The organism is Sphingobacterium sp. 1.A.4, from assembly GCF_002734245.1.
Classification (GTDB): domain Bacteria; phylum Bacteroidota; class Bacteroidia; order Sphingobacteriales; family Sphingobacteriaceae; genus Sphingobacterium; species Sphingobacterium tenebrionis.
The window spans coordinates 69,792-86,315 of sequence record NZ_PEAZ01000012.1 but is presented as its reverse complement, the minus strand read 5'-3'; the positions used below and the strand labels follow the sequence as shown (position 1 = coordinate 86,315).

Here is a 16,524-nt window from a genome sequence, read left to right as displayed (position 1 = left end):
AATCATTTGAGCTCTGAAAGTATCAGCTTTTTTTGTTTGAAAGTGTTTGTTAAGGCTTTCTGTCTCACAATTACGTCTTTGCTGTGTATCAGGTCAAAATATTCGACGGGAACTACTTGCCAAGATAAACCATACTTGTCTTTGCACCAGCCGCACCCCCCTTCTTCTCCTCCGTTAGCGGTAAGGGCATCCCAATAATAATCTACTTCATTCTGGTCTTTACAGTTTATAACAAGCGATAAAGCTTCGTTGAATTTAAACATTGGGCCTGCGGCAAGAATGGAGAACTCTATTCCAGCAAGTTCAATTAATGCAGTATCAAAACGGCCGTCATTGCCGCTACCATCAGCTCCTGGCATGTTTTCGAATAACTGATAATCTTTTAGCTTGCCATCTTTAAATATGGAAAGATAATATTCTGCAACTATTTTGGCATCTTTTTCAACCCAAAGACAGGGAGTGATTTTTTGATTATTCATGATATTTAATTTTAGTTATTGGTGATTTTCTAAAATGTCTTTGGTGGTTTCGGCACCAAGTTGCTGGGCTAATCCAATCAGAAGCCCTTCTGTTCCTCTTATATAACATAGCCGATAGACGTTCTGGTAGTTTACCACTTCTCCAACGAGTTCAGCACCGAGTTTCAAAAGTCTGGATAATAGCTCATCAATATTGTTGACCCTGAACATAATACGGAGATAGCCAAGTGAATTAACTGGTGCTGTCCTGTGGTCTGAAATTGTTGCAGGAGTAAGAAATTTTGAAAGTTCTAGGCGACTGTGGCCATCGGGTGTCACCATCATCGCAATTTCCACAGATTGATTTCCAAGCCCAGTTACACGGCCAGCCCATTCATCTTCAACTATCATACGCCCTTCCAGTGTAAGCCCTATTTCTGTAAAAAAACCAATTGCTTTATCAAGATTTTCTACAACGATACCAACGTTGTTCATTTCTAATAATTTACTCTTCATCCTATTTTTATTTTAAATTTTAAGATTGCTGTTAACAGTATACTATTTTTGTTAATCCACCTCCTGTCTAAATAAGACCGCAATTCTTCCTGTTGTTCCATTCGAAATAGCTTGGTGAATTAATGTTTCATGGTTTTCCTGTGGCAAAAAAATCAATGTGATATTTTCATCCATTTTTTGATATCTTTTGATCAGACTTGGTAAATCCATTTTCAATTTTATTGATTTTTTTGTCTTTTTTCTCCCATTTTTAATCGATTATCAAGGAATTGAAACTGCCACCCGTCTCATGTCAAATTTATTTATAATCACCCCAGGAGCTGTCCAATCAATTGTAGGAGGCATAACAGATTCGGCTTGATCCGCACTTTCAAATAGAACAAATCCAAAACCTTCATCCTTCACCGGATCTACCCAATATCCCGCGATAAAGCCCGGTGAACTTTTAACCTTGGGCAAAATACTGTTCGTGAAAGTGGTTGCTGCTTCTGAAGCAAATTGAGGGTTTATTGTTAGTTGAATTAGAATTGCATACATTGATTTTAGTTTTAAGTTGTTTTATGTTATTATTCAGTAGGCTTATTTATAATCACTAACATTCCTTAGTTTCCGAATAAACATGTTGTTTAAGTAAAAAAAGGCTTCCATTTAGGTCTAATCCTATTTAGTTAAAATCATGGGTAAAAAAGTCTAAATGAATTGAAAACCGCCTGATGCATTATTGTTGCGTGGTTTTCCAGTGGCAAATAATCAAAGTAAACGTTCACGTTCCTGTTTTTCAGGTTTTTGATTTTATCAGCTAGAACATTTGCATCTACTTCCATTACCCGGGGAATTTTAGTGGGAGCCAAACCTTCTTTTCCAACTCCGATATAAATATTTTTGTGTTCAAAACGAGCAAGAGGTTGGTTTAATAACGACCCATTATCCCACCACAAACTGGGGCTGACGATGATATACTTGTTAAAAAGTTCCGGTTTTTTAAACAGGATTTCAGTTGCCAAAAGCCCGCCTAACGATTGCCCGATAATGGTTTTTGAAGAACTGGTCTTATACTTTTCCTGTATATACGGTTGCAGTTCTTTTTCAATGAACGATATAAACCTGTTGGAATGCCCTGAAGTCGGGTTTGCACTTTTATCTTCGGTCACAGTTGTAGGGAATGTGAAATCCCTTCTCCTGTCCACCGTTGCGATTCCAACTACTATTGATTTTGGAACTTGGTTAACCCATTCAAAACTATTGAACTGCACAAGCCCTACGATATGGATAAAATCCTCATCTGCTGAACCGTCAAGTAAATAAATGACAGGGTAACGTATCGTGTCTTTAGGATTATAGCCTTCCGGCAGATAGATATTCAACACCCTTTTTTCATTCAGTTCGTTTGACTGTATTTCATCAATCACACCGAGAACAAAGGGTTTGACAACACCTGTTTTTTCGGGTATTGGCTTCTGTCCAAAAGTTAATGGTGCATAAAAGACTACAAATAAGAAGATTAGTGAAATTTTCATCTGTAACTTTTTATTCAATAAGATTTTTTAATCCGTCTACGACTATCTTCCAATTTTCGGAAGAATGTTTTGCTTTTTCCTCGTCATAGTTTGATTGCGTAATGATTAGCTCTGTTCCGTTTTCAGTTGGGGTTACTTCATAAGAAACCAACAGATAGTTTTCGGGCTTATCGTCCAATCCGCTCCAACTGCTTAAATAACTATACGAAAGTTTCTTGTTTGGCAAATATTCCAAGACCACGCCTTTGTCAACATAGGTTGTTCCGTCATATTCACCTGTCCACAAGACTTTGCTGCCAACATTCCAATCCGTTTCTTGATTTGAACCGAAGAAATATTGCTTTACCATTTCGGGATTGGTTAATGCATCCCATACTTTATCAATTGGTGCTTTGATAATGGTCTGATACTTTGATTGATGATTTGTTTGCATATCAATTTTATTTAGTTGTTATTTATGTCTGTTTTAGTGGCCTGTATGTGCCTTTCCTGCTCATCAGGATTTTAGTTTTATTCTGCTTAAGCCGTCCCTGATTCCGCCTTTTATCATATTTCCGTAACCATCGTCAGGTAATAGATTTGCGTGGTATATAGCATTTTCATAATTTGTTCTTGCGTTCGGAAAATCACCCAAATCCTCGTAACATTTTGCGACGTTTAAATAAAGTGATGGCAATGCCACTTTAATATTATCACTATTTATCTTCAAAGCTAAATTTAAAGCGGCTTCGTCCCACTGTAATTTTTTTTCAGTGTTTTCTTGATGTCGCGCTACGTAATGTGCAGATGTGAATTTTTCGAAATCATTGGTAGCTATGTTCCAAGCCCTTTGAAAAAGTTGAAGTGCTTCATTTTTTTTACCTTGTCCTTCAAGTTCCATACCTTCGGCACAGAGTTTTACTACTTTATTGTTTGAGTCAAATTGCATTTATATTATTGTGTTCAGAGTTAAAATATAAAGTTTCATTTATTGCACATTTGTTTATCTACTTATCGACCAAATCGTTTCCCGATAAGCCATAAAAAACCTAAAATTATAACAACTTTATTTAAGTCAAGTTATCGTATGGCAAGAAATTCTTGCTTCATTATCTGGGAACAATTCTTCCTTTGAAGCTTTGTAGACACCTAGAATACTGTTTTCATGATTAATCGTTTTTTCAAATTTCAGACCGAGTTTTTCAATCAGCTTTATCGATGACTTATTATCCGGCAGGCTGATCGCCAGAATAATTTCAAGCCCATTGCTATTTACCAAAGCCAGCAAAACAGCTTTGGTTGCCTCAAACGCATAGCCCTTATGAAAGAACTGGGGTAGGAAGGCAAAACCTACATCTTTAGATGGTAAATAGTCCCGCTTGATGATGGTCACCAGACCGATTGGCAATCCTTCTTTTTTTAACTTTACTATCCAATAGGTGATATGTGGATTACTATTCACTTTTTGGATGTACTCCCTTGCATCTTTTTCTGAACGAATGTTACGATCACCAATATTCTTGACCCATCCTTCAGTATTTAAAAGCTCAGCAACAAAGGCTGCGTCTTTCTCGGATAATGGCGATAAGGTAAGTCTTTCTGTAGCTATTCGCATTTCAATTATAGATTATTCATTTGTATAATTTTCCTTATTGGAAAGCTTTTGGAAAATCAATCCAAAAAATATTTCCAAGCCCGTTAAAGGGTGAGTTTAACATATCGAGGTATACCTTTGTTGTCATTGGTTCTTTGCTATTATAAGGTTGACCATCCCTAAAAGAAGTAAAGAACAGGTATTTACCATCAGTTGAAACCATAGGACATTGATCCATATGCAAGGAATTGACTTGCTTTCCCATATTCGTTCCGAGTGTCCAATGATCTTCTCTGTTATAGCTTATATATAAGTCTCCGCTTCCATAACTATCTTTATATCCTATCCCTGTATAGATTATATATTTTTCATCAGGATCAACAAATGCATCAAATTCAATATTCGTTGTGTTAAGAGAGCCGCTCAAACTTACACGAGGTAAAAACTTACCGTTTCTATATTTAGATATCATTATATCATATCCGTTTTCTCCATTTTCAGCGGAAAAAAATAAACTCCCTTTTCTTGAAATAGCTGGATAAAGTTCGTCTTTATCCGAATTGATTTCGCTGCCCAAATGTTTTGGTTTGCTGAAATCCCCATTCGCATATTCTACGCACCAAATATCAAAATCCGATTTTGGTATTCCTTGTAAAACTGGTCTGGTTGATATATAGTAGAGCTTTTTCCCATCCGGCGCGAAGAAAGGGTCGGCGTCACTAAATTGTCCCGAGAATTGGGCGATTTGAGGTTTTGTCCATTTACCTTCTTCCTTTTTTGTAATGAAAATTGTGTAGAACCTGTTTGCGGTAGTGTTATTTGCAATGGTAAATAACACCACATTTCCGTCTGGTGAAAAAGTTATATTATATTCATTCAGATGGGTTGAAATAATCCCGTCTGCAAATAATGTTGCTGAATCTTTTGGTGCTTGTTGTGAATTGAAAGGGAGATTTGCACCATATTTTTGACCACATGATAAAAGAATGAATAATAATAGTAAAACAGGAGTTCCGTAAAGTTTCATTCAGTTTTTAATTTTATTAATAATAGGTATCATGTTCATCATAAACGCATTAATATATTCCTTATCAGGATCTAAATCGGGGTCAAAAATTGTAATTTCCATTCCGGAAATCTTATCATGGTTGAATAAGAGGGTTAATATTTCCTTCAATTCTGCATAGGATAATCCGCCACATTGCCTGCTATCAACGGCTGGCATTAATGTATCATCCAATACGTCTACATCGAAATGGATGAAAAAACCATCAAGTTGGTTTTTAGATAATATGGCAAAAAACTGGTTTATTACATTTTGAATGCCGATTTTCCGTAGTTCATTTAGAGGAAAATAATGAATTTCAGAACCTCTAATTGGTTTCTCATATTCATCGTCATACTCCCTGTTTCCGACACAAAAAACGTTTTGAGCTTCAAAATAAGGACTTAGATTATCTATATTTGTTAGATTGGCATGACCATATCCACAAACAATAGCTAAGTCCATTCCGGCAGCACCATGTGTATGTGAGCACTCTGGAATCATGTAATCCGTATGGCCGTCAAGAAAAAATAAACCAAAACGCCCTTTCTTTTTAAATGCAATTGCACTCCCTATCAGTATGCTACAATCACCCCCTAATATCAACAGAAAAGTATCCTCGCTTATTTGTTTTCCAATTACATCTGCTTGAAGAAGTGAATAATTGATTATACTTCGGGCATTTCTAATATTTGTTATTGGATCAATTTCCATTGAGTGTTTGGGCGCTTTAATATGAATTGTCTTGGTAGAGCCTATGGCAGTATAAAATCCCAATTGATTAAGCAGGACAGGAAATTTTTTTACTCCAGGTTCTTTAGCATAAGACATTCTTTTGAGACCTAAATTTGAAGGACATTCAAAAACAACTAGGTTACGCATTTCTAAGTTTATAAAATGTTATTCAAATATTATGACTGACCGTATGAGATGATTAAGATGTTATGTACGGCTGGTTTGCCTAATCTTTCTAACTTTAATCACTTTTTCTATGGAACCTATTTCGTCACTGTCTTTATAAGAATTATACCAAGATTCACCTTCTGGGTCTATTGAAAGGTCACCTAAGAGAAACTTGATCAGCGTTCCGCTTTTCGTTCCCGTTAGATGAAATTCATACGTTACACTGTCCTTCGGAACCTTTTTGTCCCAGCTGATATCGAGTAATGAAATAACCAGTTTTGTATTCGGAACAAATGTTATGACTTCACCTTCAAGGTAAACGATGTCATTATCATTGATCCAATAAATTTTACTTCCTAATCCAATGGCTTTTTCATCTTTGGTTATTGCAGGTACAAGCATCCAATCTTTAAAATATTTAGGAGTTGTGATTACTTCCCAAACTTCAGGTTGTGTTGCATCTATTATCTTTTCTTTGCTGACGATAAGGGGCTTATTCATTTAAGGCTATTTAAAATGTTAAAAATTTTTGTCAATTGTTTAATATGTCTTTGAGTATGCACAACATAAAAATGCAACCATTCAAACCGTGTCATATGTCCCAATGTTGGAAATTCAAAATCCAAGCATAGCACCCTGAGATCGTTTCGGCTGGAGAAGCTAATGATACGGTCACTTACAGTCTGTATATTCAAAACCAAGTTTTCCTTTTCAATATATCCCTCTGACGGATAGATAGCATCCGAATGCTCTGCGATTAGTTTTATATTGAAATTCAAAAAAAGGTCGCTTAGTGTTTTGCAGCTCTCGTCATACGGTCTATCGGCAAACTCTGTCTCGCCTTTGAAGATTTTCCATGAACCATACGATTTTAAAAGATGATCACCGACCTGACCTGCTGTCCAACTGTTTGGAAAAGGAATTTTATTTAGCTGTTCAGTACTAAAAGCTTCTAATATTTCCGTTAATTCCTTGATCGTTTGTTGGAACTTTGTGGTGGTTGCTTCCATTTAATATTAATATTTGAAATGAAGTTTAAGTATCAGGTTTAAAAAGGTTTAGCAGTCTTACAATTCGTCAAGTCAATTTTGTAATACAGAATTAAACCTGACGAATACACTACTACAGTGAATATGACCTAATGGGACAAATTTTACTTGACTGTAATGGATCCATTAGGATTTAGTGATTTATCCTGTTTTTTTGAACCATTAGCTACGTTGAAAATAAAGTCCTTGGCGTCGTACTTTCCAACAACCTTGCTAAGGTCTACGTTGATATCAAATTGTTTTTCTAAGCCACAGTCTTCTTGAGATTTGTTATTGAGCACAAGATTGATCTGCCCGGGGTTGGAAAACATTATAGATCCGTCCCACACGACATGGAAATCGTCTTGATTGCAACCACCTTTAACTTTAATGGTTAGCATGTTACCATTTCTCTTAATGTCTTCAATATTGAAATCTCCATCATTTCTTTTCTCTACCAGTTCCGCATATTTTTCGGCACTCCTCAGCAGATTGTTTTCAAGAACTGTTTCCGGATTGTTGTCGGATTTTTCACATGAAGTAATAGCAAAGCAAAAAAGCAATGCGAAGGCTGCATAAATTAAATTTGTTTTCATTTTTTTTTTAAGTTTTTAAGTGATTAAAATTTTATACTAATACGACCTCCACACTAAAAACGCTACACCAATCTAAAAAATATTTACCAACTATTTTGATTTAGATGGTAAATTTACATATTTTTAAAATACGGACAACACTAACCGTAAAAATTTTATTCAGTCACCATAATTTAGAAATGAATATATCGGTGCTAAAGCTTTTGATAGAGATAAGGTCACATTATTAAACATTTTAAGTTGTATCCTTAGGTTTAAGTAGTAAATAGCATAACTTTGTCTTATGGGGAAATTTCGGAGTATTGAGACATTGAGTATCGACAGCACTGTATTGTGCTGTAATTTCGTCAATACTGTCAGTACCTGGAAAACCGCTAAAAACTATGACTATTTTGCAGTATATGATGATTTCATTGCATGGTGTTATAAATTGGAAATTTCTCCACGAGAACGTCTTGAAAGCTTAAAAGAATTAGCAAATGAACAGCCCGAGCAAGCTTTGATCGCTTTACATCGCATCAAAGAAATACGCAAAGTAATACAAGGGTTGATTTCGGCTGTAGCACAAGATGATAATGATAAAAAATCAGCCTATTTGGCTGCTGCCAATCTTTTGATTGTGGATGCGATATCAAGACAGCGTTTACTTTATGTAGATGGCAAATTCACTATGAGTCAAATAGATTCCGCAAACGACTTACTGTCCCCTGTTTGGAAAGCGGTGCAATCGTTGTCGGAACTTTTAACCGACCATGAGACAAAACGAATCAAAGAGTGCCCTATGTGTGGCTGGGTTTTCTTGGACGAAACCAAAAACGCCAGTAGGAAATGGTGTAGTATCAAAGCATGCGGCACTACCGATAAAATGAACCGCTACAACCAGAAGAAAAGCCTGAAGTTAAAAAAAGACAAAGGGTAATAGCATTCTTTCTGAATTCCAAAACTGCTGTGTTTATATAGGCTTAGGCATTGATGCTGTTTATCAGCAAGCGCCCATGAAGGCATGTATACCATGAATTACTAACGCCCATTCATGTGTATGGGGCAGACAACCCTCTGCAATCTCCGTCCTAATAAATTCTCAAATCAATATCTAGCACTAAATTATATACTATCTATTTTTGTTTAACTGGTAAAATTGTAATATTTTTGAAGGGTTTGACTTGTCATTTTATATTGCGAGTTCACTTAATCCATATTTTTTTTAGATTGTTATGATAAGAAATGTACTAAAGTTTATAAGACTAACATAATTGAGATTTTTCATAAAAAATCGCTTTTGCTCTTATTGTTTATTTGAATTGAAAAGAATAATTGCTATGCACTAAGTTTTATGTTTTGAGCTTTATAGCGATTATAAAGAAACTCTTTTGCAATATTATATGTAAAGGTGTGGTGATAAAAAGTTAAGATAATATTCAGGTGTTTTTCTCAATATCTTATTAAATGAAAATGAATTACCTAAATCCAGTAATAAACAGACGCTATGAAATACTCGTTAGAAAACATCATCTTAGAAATTCACAATAAAGAGGATAAGACTTCATCTGTAAGTAAGCGATTAATTGATGAAGCTTATGAAATGACAGTATATCTTCAGGATCTTTTATTTTCGGTTAAAAAGTACATCATTGAAAATGAATTTAAGAATGATGCCGAAGAGATCCATTTCTTCCGTACCATAAAACCTCAAATACTGGGTAAACTGATTTATTATAATAAAGTCTACCGTATAGAAACTACTTGTCCCGTCAGTAATGGCAATATGCATTACAGTTATTTTTCCAACCATTTAGCTAATCTTAAAAAAGAATATACTGAACATATATGCAATTCTGATTTTTATCGGTATTACCGTTCAGGCCGGACAGACCGTGACCACACCTACTTTAAAAGAGGGAATATTAATTATCACGATGGATTAAACAGCATTGTCTTTGAAATTGACCCTGCCTTCTCAACATTTTTTGATTACAAAGTTGCCCGGATAATTTCTAATGAATTATTGTACACCTACCTCTTGACAAAAATAAATCCAGATGAAAATCCCGATACGGTTTTAAAAAACTCAGAAACCACAAAGGATGTGTTTTGGACCTATAGCAAAAATGCCCTTATAGAACTTATATATGCTCTTCATGCTTCTGGAGTAATTTCGCATGGCAAAATAGGAATTAGAAAAATGGGGCTTATGTTTCAAATACTATTTCGTATTTCTTTAGGTGATTTGCACCATGCATTTCATCGCATGAAAACACGAAGTGGTTCTCGAACCGCTTTTTTAGACCAGCTCAAAATTTCCCTCGAAGAATACATGGATAAAGATCTTTAGCCATTTTATACAGCTTACATTTCAAACAAATTAAAAGCAGTACCAAAAACGTACTGCTTTTTCATTTACCCATATCTGCCAATTGGCAAATGTTAGCAAAACTCCTTTCTGAAACGCCTCTAATGCCTTGAAAGCACTGTAAAACAAGGACTTTTCCTAATTGTGAAAATTTTGAAAAAACAGCCAAACCAATTGGTAAGGCTTGGCAGACAAACCCTGCCACACTTCTCAATTTTGCATAAGTGACATTAAAGAGTTGTACAATGAAAATTATAACAATTGAAGAAGAGGCATGGAAACAGTTGAACAACCGTATCAATGCCATTGCCGATTACCTTAAAAGACAGGAGGAAAACAGCTACGACGACCTATGGTTGAATAACCATGAGGTATGCCAATATCTGCATATCAGCGAGAAAACCCTATGGCGAATGCGCACTAAGGGTGAGATAGCCTATTCAAAGTTTTATGGACAATATTTCTATACCATTGGGGCTATCAAGGATATGCTAAATGCCAATGCTGTACAAACCAGTGACGAGTATGTAAAAGAGCTGATGGCAAGAGGCAAAAGCTATATCGAAAAAGGCAGAAAGTTGAATACTGGCAAGCAATAAGACTACCATTAAATATATGAATATCGACAGAATTGAATTTATAGGGTGGATGGAGCGTATTTTAGAACGTCTTGATCTATTAAAAGAGCATATAGATGAAAGCAAGAGAAGCCGTAACAGTATAGACGGTGAAGAATTATTGGATAATCAGGATTTGCTACAGATGTTGAAAATAAGTAACCGCTCATTACAACGGTATCGCTCCATCGGTAAGCTACCTTACTATACAATTAGCGGCAAGCTCTATTACAAACTATCCGATGTACACCAGTTTATCAGAGAAAGTTTCAATCCTCCCTCAAATAAATAACGCCAAACAGTGACAAATGCTGCCTTTAACTGCCAATTGCCCTAAACCAATGAACGCTTCTTATACATTCGGCAATGAATAATAAATATTTGATAGTATGAGTGAAGAAATAACAACACAAAGAATGCCCGAACAATTTTCAGACATACTGCTAGTATTGGATAAAGAGAAAAAGAAAATTCAGGCTGTAAAGAGTATTGATGATAACGGGAATATGGAAACCGTTGATCCTACGAAAAAAAATCAGAGCCATTTTATGCGGGTGGACAAACATGGAGACTTCTTTTCCAACTTCTTCTCCAATTTTTTTAGCCAGCTAAAGAACCCTAGCAATTTTTCATTCTTCAAGGTACCTGCACCTCTTGCGGTTGAGAAAGCACAGGAAATGCAGCTACAAATAAACAATCCAACTCCCGAGGGAGAAAAAGTGATGAAAGATCAAGAATTAAAACCAGAGTTAAGCCTCGATAAAAAACAAGAAAATCAAGACAATATGGAAACAACACAGACAACACCAGAAACAAGCGAATACCGCTACAAACCGGAACAGATAGATTGGGAGACGATGAACAATCTTGGGTTGAGTAAAGAAAAACTTGAAAAAATGAACCTTCTTGACCCGTTGCTAAAAGGCTACAAGACCAATGAACTGGTTCCTGTGAGCCTGAACCTCGGGACAGCCGTTACCCGTTTGGATGCTCGTTTGTCGCTACAGCCGAATGATGACGGACAAATCGTGGTTGCCATTCACGGTATCCGTAAAGAGCCCAACCTCAACTTTGAATTTTTCGGACATAAATTCAATCAAGATGACAAGGATAACTTGCTAAATACCGGAAATATGGGGCGTGTAGTCAACCTGACCAATCCGAAAACAGGAGAAACCATTCCATCAATCGTTAGTGTGGACAGACTGACAAATGAATTGGTTGCTCTAAAAACCGATTTCATTAAGATACCTGACGAAATAAAAGGAGTAAAACTTGATGAAACCCAAAAGCAAACTTTAATGGAGGGTAAACCACTTCAATTAGAGGGTATGATTTCTAAAAAAGGAACAGAATTTTCGGCAACAGTACAGTTCAATGCAGACAAACGTTATGTAGAGTTCTTGTTTGACAGAGCGGGCAACAATCAGCAGTCGCAAAATAACCAACAAAAAAGTCAACAAAATCAGTCGCAGGAAGCACCAAGGACTTTTAGAGGTAAAGAATTGGATGATGAACAATACAATAAGTTCAAAGCAGGTGAGACTGTTTATGTAGATGGGCTGATAGATAAAAAAGGTCAGAAATATCAAGGGTATATCACACTGAACAAAGAAACTGGTAAAACTGGTTTTTCCTTCCAAAACCCTAATAAGCTCAAAGAACAGGCAAAACCTACGGAAGCCCACAAAACTCAAACCGCTGTCAATTCGGAGGGTAAAACCAATGAAGCGACCAAAAAGATTAAAGAACCTCTACAGAAAGGACAGCAAGCTCCGAAAAATAAAAAGCAACAGGAGAAACAAGAGAAACCCGAAACACCTGCCAAATCAAAAGGCAGAAAAATGTAATAAAGTATGAAGACAATTATTGCAGAAAAACCAAGCGTAGCAAGGGAAATAGCCGGACTTGTAGGTGCATCCGATAAAAAGGATGGCTATCTCACAGGCAACGGCTATTTTGTTACGTGGGCATTCGGACATTTAGTAGGCTTGGCAATGCCGGAAGATTACGGCATTTCGGGATTTGATAAAGCGGTTTTACCTATACTGCCTAACCCTTTTTTATTAACAGTTCGTAAAGTAAAAAAAGACAAAGCTTACACTACTGATGCCGGTGCATTAAAGCAACTGAAAGTAATCAAAGAACTATTCAATAAAAGCGATAGCATTATTGTAGCAACAGATGCAGGCCGTGAGGGCGAATTGATATTTCGCTATATATACGAATACCTCAAATGCAACAAGCCATTTGAACGTCTATGGATCAGCTCGCTTACCGAAAAAGCCATTAAGCAGGGTTTTGATAAATTAAAAGTTAGGTCAGAATTTGACGGACTGTATAAGGCAGCACAAGGAAGAAGTCGTGCCGATTGGCTCGTCGGTATTAATGCTACCCAGGCGTTAAGCATTGCCGCAGGAAATGGCATATATTCGCTTGGGAGAGTTCAAACACCTACGCTGGCTTTGATATGTAAGCGTTATCTCGAAAACAGGGATTTTAAAGTGAAGAAATATTGGCAAATACAATTGCAGCACAACAAAGAATTTATTGATTTCAATAGTCTTTCCAAAACCGAATGGGATGACCAAAAGTTGGCAGGAGATACGTTGAAATCTATTGAAAGAGTTAAGAGCGTTACCGTTACTTCTGTGGAGAGTAAAAGTATTACAGAGCAACCTCCTTTATAGTTCGACCTTACGGGATTACAAAAGGAAGCCAATAAGAAACTCAATCTTTCTGCTGAAGAAACCCTCAATATTGCCCAAGGTTTGTACGAAAAGAAATTCATTACTTATCCACGTACCGGAAGTAAATACATTCCCGAAGATATGTGGGCAGAGATCCCCGGCCTTGTGAGAGCCTTGCAGGACAGGGAAAGCTGTAAACAAGCCACCTCAAAAATGAAATGGGGACGTTTCAATAAGCGTATTGTAAATGACCTTCGGGTTACCGACCACCATGGTTTATTGATTACTGAGAAAATCCCATCAGCTCTGAACGCAAAGGAAAATGCGATTTATGACATGATTGCTTTTCGATTGCTCGAAGCACTTTCAGGGGTCTGTATAAAAGAGATTACCGATATAGGTTTACAGGCATTGCATTATGATTTCACGGCGAAGGGCTGTAAGATAACTGAAGCAGGCTGGCGTTCTATTAAAGGTAGTTTTTTCGATGCCGATACCGAAACTGTACAGGATCTTCCTGAATTAAAAAAAGGCGATGAACTCAAAATAAAAAAAGCCTCCGTTCTCGAAAAGAAAACTAAACCACCTGTACTTTATACCGAAGCTGGGCTTTTGTCGGCTATGGAAAGTGCCGGAAAGGAAATTGAAAATGAAGACGAACGCAAGGCTTTACAAAATATTGGTATCGGTACACCTGCCACAAGAGCAGCGATTATTGAAACTTTATTTACCCGTAATTATATCCAACGGGAAAAGAAGTCTTTAATCCCTACTGAAAAAGGATTGCAGGTGTATGAACTGGTCAAAGACAACAAAATTGCAGACGTAGCCATGACTGCCGAATGGGAACTTGCCTTGCAGAAAATCGAAAATGATGAAGCCAATGCCGGAGAGTTTCAGAAGGAAATGGAAGCCTACGCTTCAACCATTACCAATGAATTATTGCAAACTACCATTGCCATAAAGAACCTGCCTAATTTGATTTGCCCAAAATGTAGAAGCCAACATGTAATTATCCGTGATAAGATTGTCAAATGTCCAGATGAAGCTTGTAATTGGTTGCAGTTCCGTAATGTGTGTGGTGTGCAAATCAGTATTGCTGATATTGAAAGCCTTGTAAGTAAAGGAAAAACTTCACTCCTCAAAGGAATGACTAGTAAAGCTGGAAAGAAGTTCGATGCCTATATCGTATTGAATGAAAAAGCAGAAAGTTCATTCGAATTTGAGAAAAATAAAAGCTACAAAAAATAATGGAAAATAAACCTGTCATTAGTCCAATGGAAATCAAAAACCTGATTTATACTATACGTGGAAAACAAGTGATGCTGGATAGTGACCTTGCTTCCTTATATCAGGTGGAAACCAAGAACCTTAACAAAGCAGTAAAACGAAATATTGAAAGGTTTCCAGTTTCTTTCTGCTTTCAACTGACCGAAGAGGAAGTTCAAAACTTGAGGTTCCAATCTGGAACCTCAAGTGTAAGTTACGGTGGAAGACGTTATTTGTCCTATGTTTTTACAGAACAAGGGATTGCAATGGCTTCTGCAATACTTCGTTCAGATATTGCTGTTAAAGTCAGTGTTGAAATTATGGAAGCCTTTGTAGAGATGCGAAGAATACTTACCAGCAATGCCTCGCTATTTAACCGCCTGGACAAAATAGAGCTTAAACAACTGGAAGCCGACCAGAAATTTGAAGATATTTTTAGGGCACTGGAAAGTGATAAACTCCATAGCGAAAAAGGTATTTTCTATAACGGGCAGATTTTTGATGCTTATACCTTTATTTCTGATATTATCCGAAGTGCCAAAATTTCCATTATACTCATTGATAATTATGTTGACGATACAGTCCTCACATTGCTCGGAAAGCGTGAGCAGTCAGTAACTGCCAAGATTTACACCAAAAATATCAATAACCAATTACAGCTTGATTTGCAACGATACAACAGCCAATATCCAGCTATTGAAATTGAGCTTTTCTCTGATGCTCACGACCGTTTTCTGATTGTTGACAATACAGAACTCTACCATATCGGAGCATCGTTAAAAGACTTGGGCAAAAAATGGTTTGCCTTTTCACGAATGGATATTGAAGTCGGCAGGATGCTCCAAATCCTGAACAAGCCATAAAAAAGCACCTCGAATTATCGGAGGTACTTTGTTACTGATTACGCCAAATCCCACCTTTCAAAACCAAATTGTTTTGCCGCTCGTTGTTTTTATTATTTCCGTTTGTAATTTATTTGAATTAAGCCTGTTTCAAATGCCTTAGCTTTTACAAATTCAAGTACTTGTTCTGGTCTTCCGTCTTTAAAAAGCCTCGTTCCATTACCTAATAAAACTGGTACAACAGAAATTATAAACTCGTCTATTAAATCGCGTTCCAATAATTCATTTATTATTTCTGCACCACCGTCACAATAAATATTTTTACCGTTTTCTGATTTCAGTTGCTGGACTAATTCGGTTAAGTTTCCTGTGTAAAATGTTATCCTGCCAAGATTTGGTCTTTCTGTTCTTGTGATAACATACACATTTCTTTCTCCATTATCGTAGTGAGAAGCACCAATTTCTTTAACAACATAATCGTAGGTTCTCCTGCCAATAATTAACGTATCAATGGTTTCGGTAAACTCTTTATAACCGTAATCTTCGCCCTTTTTTTCTACTAATTTCAGGAAACTAAGATCGTCATTAGGTTTTGCAATGTAGCCGTCTAAACTTGTTGCAATGAATAGTGATAATTTTCGCATTTGTTCTATGTTGGTCTGTATTATTTAATCTAAAATAATATTCTTCCCTTCCTCTTTAAGTTTTTCTAAATTCTCCTTCATTTTTTTTATTTGTTCGGCAGAGTTTCCGTGCCAAACGGCTACTTCCCCTACTATTTTAAACGGATGTTTTGAACGGTAGGACTTTGTCGGATTGCCTGGGAATTTTTTGTCTGTAACGTTTGGGTCATCCTCAATCTCGTCGGTTGCTTCTACCAGATAAATCCGTTCACGTCCTGTGCCTGACGCAAGTTCTGCACCTAATATTGCTGTATTCAGTGTTGCCGAAACATAAATGTGTTTTAATACTCTGTTTTCTTCATAATTGGTATTAAACCCCACCTGAATGTAATCGCCAATTTTCAGGTCGGCTTTTGTTCCGTGAAAATAGGTTTGGGCAAAAAGTGTGGGAGTATGATGTGTTTTTGGGGTTGTTGTTTTGTCTGTGTCCATTGTAT

General features: G+C 36.6%; 21 protein-coding genes and 1 pseudogene. 7 read left to right on the top strand and 15 right to left on the bottom strand.

Features of this window, described 5'->3' with window-relative positions; translation table 11 throughout:
• Nucleotides 1-2: 2 nt before the first annotated feature.
• The 13 genes from CRJ00_RS01945 to CRJ00_RS01890 all read right to left on the bottom strand — a co-directional run bounded on the left by CRJ00_RS01945 (nt 3) and on the right by CRJ00_RS01890 (nt 7,636).
• Nucleotides 3-479, bottom strand: coding sequence for a VOC family protein (locus tag CRJ00_RS01945; RefSeq protein WP_099365231.1), 477 nt, complete (start codon nt 477-479; stop codon nt 3-5).
• Between the two features lie 15 nt (nt 480-494).
• Complete coding sequence (locus tag CRJ00_RS01940) at nt 495-974, bottom strand: VOC family protein (RefSeq protein WP_099365230.1); 480 nt, start codon at nt 972-974, stop codon at nt 495-497.
• Between the two features lie 51 nt (nt 975-1,025).
• A complete protein-coding gene (locus CRJ00_RS18715; protein ID WP_180268396.1) occupies nt 1,026-1,184 on the bottom strand; it encodes a hypothetical protein in 159 nt (52 codons plus the stop codon).
• Between the two features lie 51 nt (nt 1,185-1,235).
• Nucleotides 1,236-1,511 (bottom strand): hypothetical protein, encoded by a 276-nt coding sequence (locus CRJ00_RS01935; protein WP_099365229.1) that lies wholly within the window; start codon nt 1,509-1,511, stop codon nt 1,236-1,238.
• Between the two features lie 137 nt (nt 1,512-1,648).
• Complete coding sequence (locus tag CRJ00_RS01930) at nt 1,649-2,491, bottom strand: alpha/beta hydrolase (RefSeq protein WP_099365261.1); 843 nt, start codon at nt 2,489-2,491, stop codon at nt 1,649-1,651.
• Between the two features lie 10 nt (nt 2,492-2,501).
• On the bottom strand, nt 2,502-2,924 hold the full coding sequence (locus CRJ00_RS01925) for an SRPBCC family protein (RefSeq protein WP_099365228.1): 423 nt from the start codon (nt 2,922-2,924) through the stop codon (nt 2,502-2,504).
• 63 nt (nt 2,925-2,987) lie between these two features.
• Entirely contained in the window at nt 2,988-3,371 is a 384-nt protein-coding gene (locus CRJ00_RS01920) for a hypothetical protein (RefSeq protein ID WP_218962163.1), read from the bottom strand.
• A 174-nt stretch (nt 3,372-3,545) separates the two neighbouring features.
• The gene (locus tag CRJ00_RS01915) at nt 3,546-4,085 is read right to left on the bottom strand and encodes a GNAT family N-acetyltransferase (protein ID WP_099365226.1); all 540 of its coding nucleotides are present in this window, start codon (nt 4,083-4,085) and stop codon (nt 3,546-3,548) included.
• Nucleotides 4,086-4,119: 34 nt separating this feature from the next.
• A complete protein-coding gene (locus tag CRJ00_RS01910; protein ID WP_099365225.1) occupies nt 4,120-5,091 on the bottom strand; it encodes a PD40 domain-containing protein in 972 nt (323 codons plus the stop codon).
• A complete protein-coding gene (locus tag CRJ00_RS01905) occupies nt 5,092-5,991 on the bottom strand; it encodes an arginase family protein (protein WP_099365224.1) in 900 nt (299 codons plus the stop codon).
• Nucleotides 5,992-6,051: 60 nt separating this feature from the next.
• The gene (locus CRJ00_RS01900; protein WP_099365223.1) at nt 6,052-6,513 is read right to left on the bottom strand and encodes an SRPBCC domain-containing protein; all 462 of its coding nucleotides are present in this window, start codon (nt 6,511-6,513) and stop codon (nt 6,052-6,054) included.
• The gene (locus CRJ00_RS01895; RefSeq protein WP_099365222.1) at nt 6,510-7,022 is read right to left on the bottom strand and encodes a DinB family protein; all 513 of its coding nucleotides are present in this window, start codon (nt 7,020-7,022) and stop codon (nt 6,510-6,512) included. The genes CRJ00_RS01900 and CRJ00_RS01895 overlap by 4 nt, the downstream gene beginning before the upstream one ends.
• Nucleotides 7,023-7,165: 143 nt before the next feature.
• Entirely contained in the window at nt 7,166-7,636 is a 471-nt protein-coding gene (locus tag CRJ00_RS01890) for a hypothetical protein (RefSeq protein WP_099365221.1), read from the bottom strand.
• A 283-nt stretch (nt 7,637-7,919) separates the two neighbouring features.
• On the opposite strand from CRJ00_RS01890, the gene CRJ00_RS01885 reads away from it, so the two are divergent.
• From CRJ00_RS01885 to CRJ00_RS01855, 7 genes and pseudogenes are all read left to right on the top strand, one after another.
• Nucleotides 7,920-8,555 carry a CGNR zinc finger domain-containing protein gene (locus CRJ00_RS01885; RefSeq protein ID WP_099365220.1) on the top strand — a complete coding sequence of 212 codons (636 nt, stop codon included), beginning with the start codon at nt 7,920-7,922 and terminating at the stop codon, nt 8,553-8,555.
• A 567-nt stretch (nt 8,556-9,122) separates the two neighbouring features.
• Entirely contained in the window at nt 9,123-9,968 is an 846-nt protein-coding gene (locus tag CRJ00_RS01880) for an RteC domain-containing protein (protein WP_099365219.1), read from the top strand.
• Between the two features lie 263 nt (nt 9,969-10,231).
• Nucleotides 10,232-10,585 (top strand): helix-turn-helix domain-containing protein, encoded by a 354-nt coding sequence (locus tag CRJ00_RS01875; RefSeq protein ID WP_099365218.1) that lies wholly within the window; start codon nt 10,232-10,234, stop codon nt 10,583-10,585.
• 16 nt (nt 10,586-10,601) lie between these two features.
• Nucleotides 10,602-10,895 carry a helix-turn-helix domain-containing protein gene (locus CRJ00_RS01870; protein WP_099365217.1) on the top strand — a complete coding sequence of 98 codons (294 nt, stop codon included), beginning with the start codon at nt 10,602-10,604 and terminating at the stop codon, nt 10,893-10,895.
• A 97-nt stretch (nt 10,896-10,992) separates the two neighbouring features.
• Nucleotides 10,993-12,453: a DUF3945 domain-containing protein gene (locus tag CRJ00_RS01865; protein WP_099365216.1), complete on the top strand. Its 1,461-nt coding sequence runs from the start codon at nt 10,993-10,995 to the stop codon at nt 12,451-12,453.
• Nucleotides 12,454-12,459: 6 nt separating this feature from the next.
• Nucleotides 12,460-14,544: pseudogene (locus tag CRJ00_RS01860) on the top strand (DNA topoisomerase 3).
• Complete coding sequence (locus CRJ00_RS01855; RefSeq protein WP_099365215.1) at nt 14,544-15,425, top strand: ORF6N domain-containing protein; 882 nt, start codon at nt 14,544-14,546, stop codon at nt 15,423-15,425. Before CRJ00_RS01860 ends, CRJ00_RS01855 begins: the two are co-directional and overlap by 1 nt.
• 92 nt (nt 15,426-15,517) lie before the next feature.
• Here the strand turns inward: CRJ00_RS01855 and CRJ00_RS01850 are convergent, their stop codons facing one another.
• Together CRJ00_RS01850 and arr are read right to left on the bottom strand one after the other, a co-directional pair.
• The gene (locus CRJ00_RS01850) at nt 15,518-16,048 is read right to left on the bottom strand and encodes a dihydrofolate reductase family protein (protein ID WP_099365214.1); all 531 of its coding nucleotides are present in this window, start codon (nt 16,046-16,048) and stop codon (nt 15,518-15,520) included.
• 24 nt (nt 16,049-16,072) lie between these two features.
• Nucleotides 16,073-16,519, bottom strand: a complete 447-nt coding sequence (gene arr, locus CRJ00_RS01845) for an NAD(+)--rifampin ADP-ribosyltransferase (protein ID WP_099365213.1) — start codon at nt 16,517-16,519, stop codon at nt 16,073-16,075.
• Nucleotides 16,520-16,524: the final 5 nt, after the last annotated feature.

Excerpts from the sequence above, each read along its gene's own strand:
- CRJ00_RS01915 (WP_099365226.1), bottom strand. The coding sequence starts at position 4,085 with ATGCGAATAGCTACAGAAAGACTTACCTTATCGCCATTATCCGAGAAA.
- CRJ00_RS01930 (WP_099365261.1), bottom strand. The coding sequence starts at position 2,491 with ATGAAAATTTCACTAATCTTCTTATTTGTAGTCTTTTATGCACCATTA.
- CRJ00_RS01885 (WP_099365220.1), top strand. The coding sequence starts at position 7,920 with ATGGGGAAATTTCGGAGTATTGAGACATTGAGTATCGACAGCACTGTA.
- CRJ00_RS01895 (WP_099365222.1), bottom strand. The coding sequence starts at position 7,022 with ATGGAAGCAACCACCACAAAGTTCCAACAAACGATCAAGGAATTAACG.
- arr (WP_099365213.1), bottom strand. The coding sequence starts at position 16,519 with ATGGACACAGACAAAACAACAACCCCAAAAACACATCATACTCCCACA.
- CRJ00_RS01910 (WP_099365225.1), bottom strand. The coding sequence starts at position 5,091 with ATGAAACTTTACGGAACTCCTGTTTTACTATTATTATTCATTCTTTTA.
- CRJ00_RS01890 (WP_099365221.1), bottom strand. The coding sequence starts at position 7,636 with ATGAAAACAAATTTAATTTATGCAGCCTTCGCATTGCTTTTTTGCTTT.
- CRJ00_RS01855 (WP_099365215.1), top strand. The coding sequence starts at position 14,544 with ATGGAAAATAAACCTGTCATTAGTCCAATGGAAATCAAAAACCTGATT.
- CRJ00_RS01850 (WP_099365214.1), bottom strand. The coding sequence starts at position 16,048 with ATGCGAAAATTATCACTATTCATTGCAACAAGTTTAGACGGCTACATT.
- CRJ00_RS01865 (WP_099365216.1), top strand. The coding sequence starts at position 10,993 with ATGAGTGAAGAAATAACAACACAAAGAATGCCCGAACAATTTTCAGAC.
- CRJ00_RS01945 (WP_099365231.1), bottom strand. The coding sequence starts at position 479 with ATGAATAATCAAAAAATCACTCCCTGTCTTTGGGTTGAAAAAGATGCC.
- CRJ00_RS01900 (WP_099365223.1), bottom strand. The coding sequence starts at position 6,513 with ATGAATAAGCCCCTTATCGTCAGCAAAGAAAAGATAATAGATGCAACA.
- CRJ00_RS01875 (WP_099365218.1), top strand. The coding sequence starts at position 10,232 with ATGAAAATTATAACAATTGAAGAAGAGGCATGGAAACAGTTGAACAAC.
- CRJ00_RS01925 (WP_099365228.1), bottom strand. The coding sequence starts at position 2,924 with ATGCAAACAAATCATCAATCAAAGTATCAGACCATTATCAAAGCACCA.
- CRJ00_RS01905 (WP_099365224.1), bottom strand. The coding sequence starts at position 5,991 with ATGCGTAACCTAGTTGTTTTTGAATGTCCTTCAAATTTAGGTCTCAAA.
- CRJ00_RS01880 (WP_099365219.1), top strand. The coding sequence starts at position 9,123 with ATGAAATACTCGTTAGAAAACATCATCTTAGAAATTCACAATAAAGAG.
- CRJ00_RS01870 (WP_099365217.1), top strand. The coding sequence starts at position 10,602 with ATGAATATCGACAGAATTGAATTTATAGGGTGGATGGAGCGTATTTTA.
- CRJ00_RS01920 (WP_218962163.1), bottom strand. The coding sequence starts at position 3,371 with ATGGAACTTGAAGGACAAGGTAAAAAAAATGAAGCACTTCAACTTTTT.
- CRJ00_RS01935 (WP_099365229.1), bottom strand. The coding sequence starts at position 1,511 with ATGTATGCAATTCTAATTCAACTAACAATAAACCCTCAATTTGCTTCA.
- CRJ00_RS18715 (WP_180268396.1), bottom strand. The coding sequence starts at position 1,184 with ATGGATTTACCAAGTCTGATCAAAAGATATCAAAAAATGGATGAAAAT.
- CRJ00_RS01940 (WP_099365230.1), bottom strand. The coding sequence starts at position 974 with ATGAAGAGTAAATTATTAGAAATGAACAACGTTGGTATCGTTGTAGAA.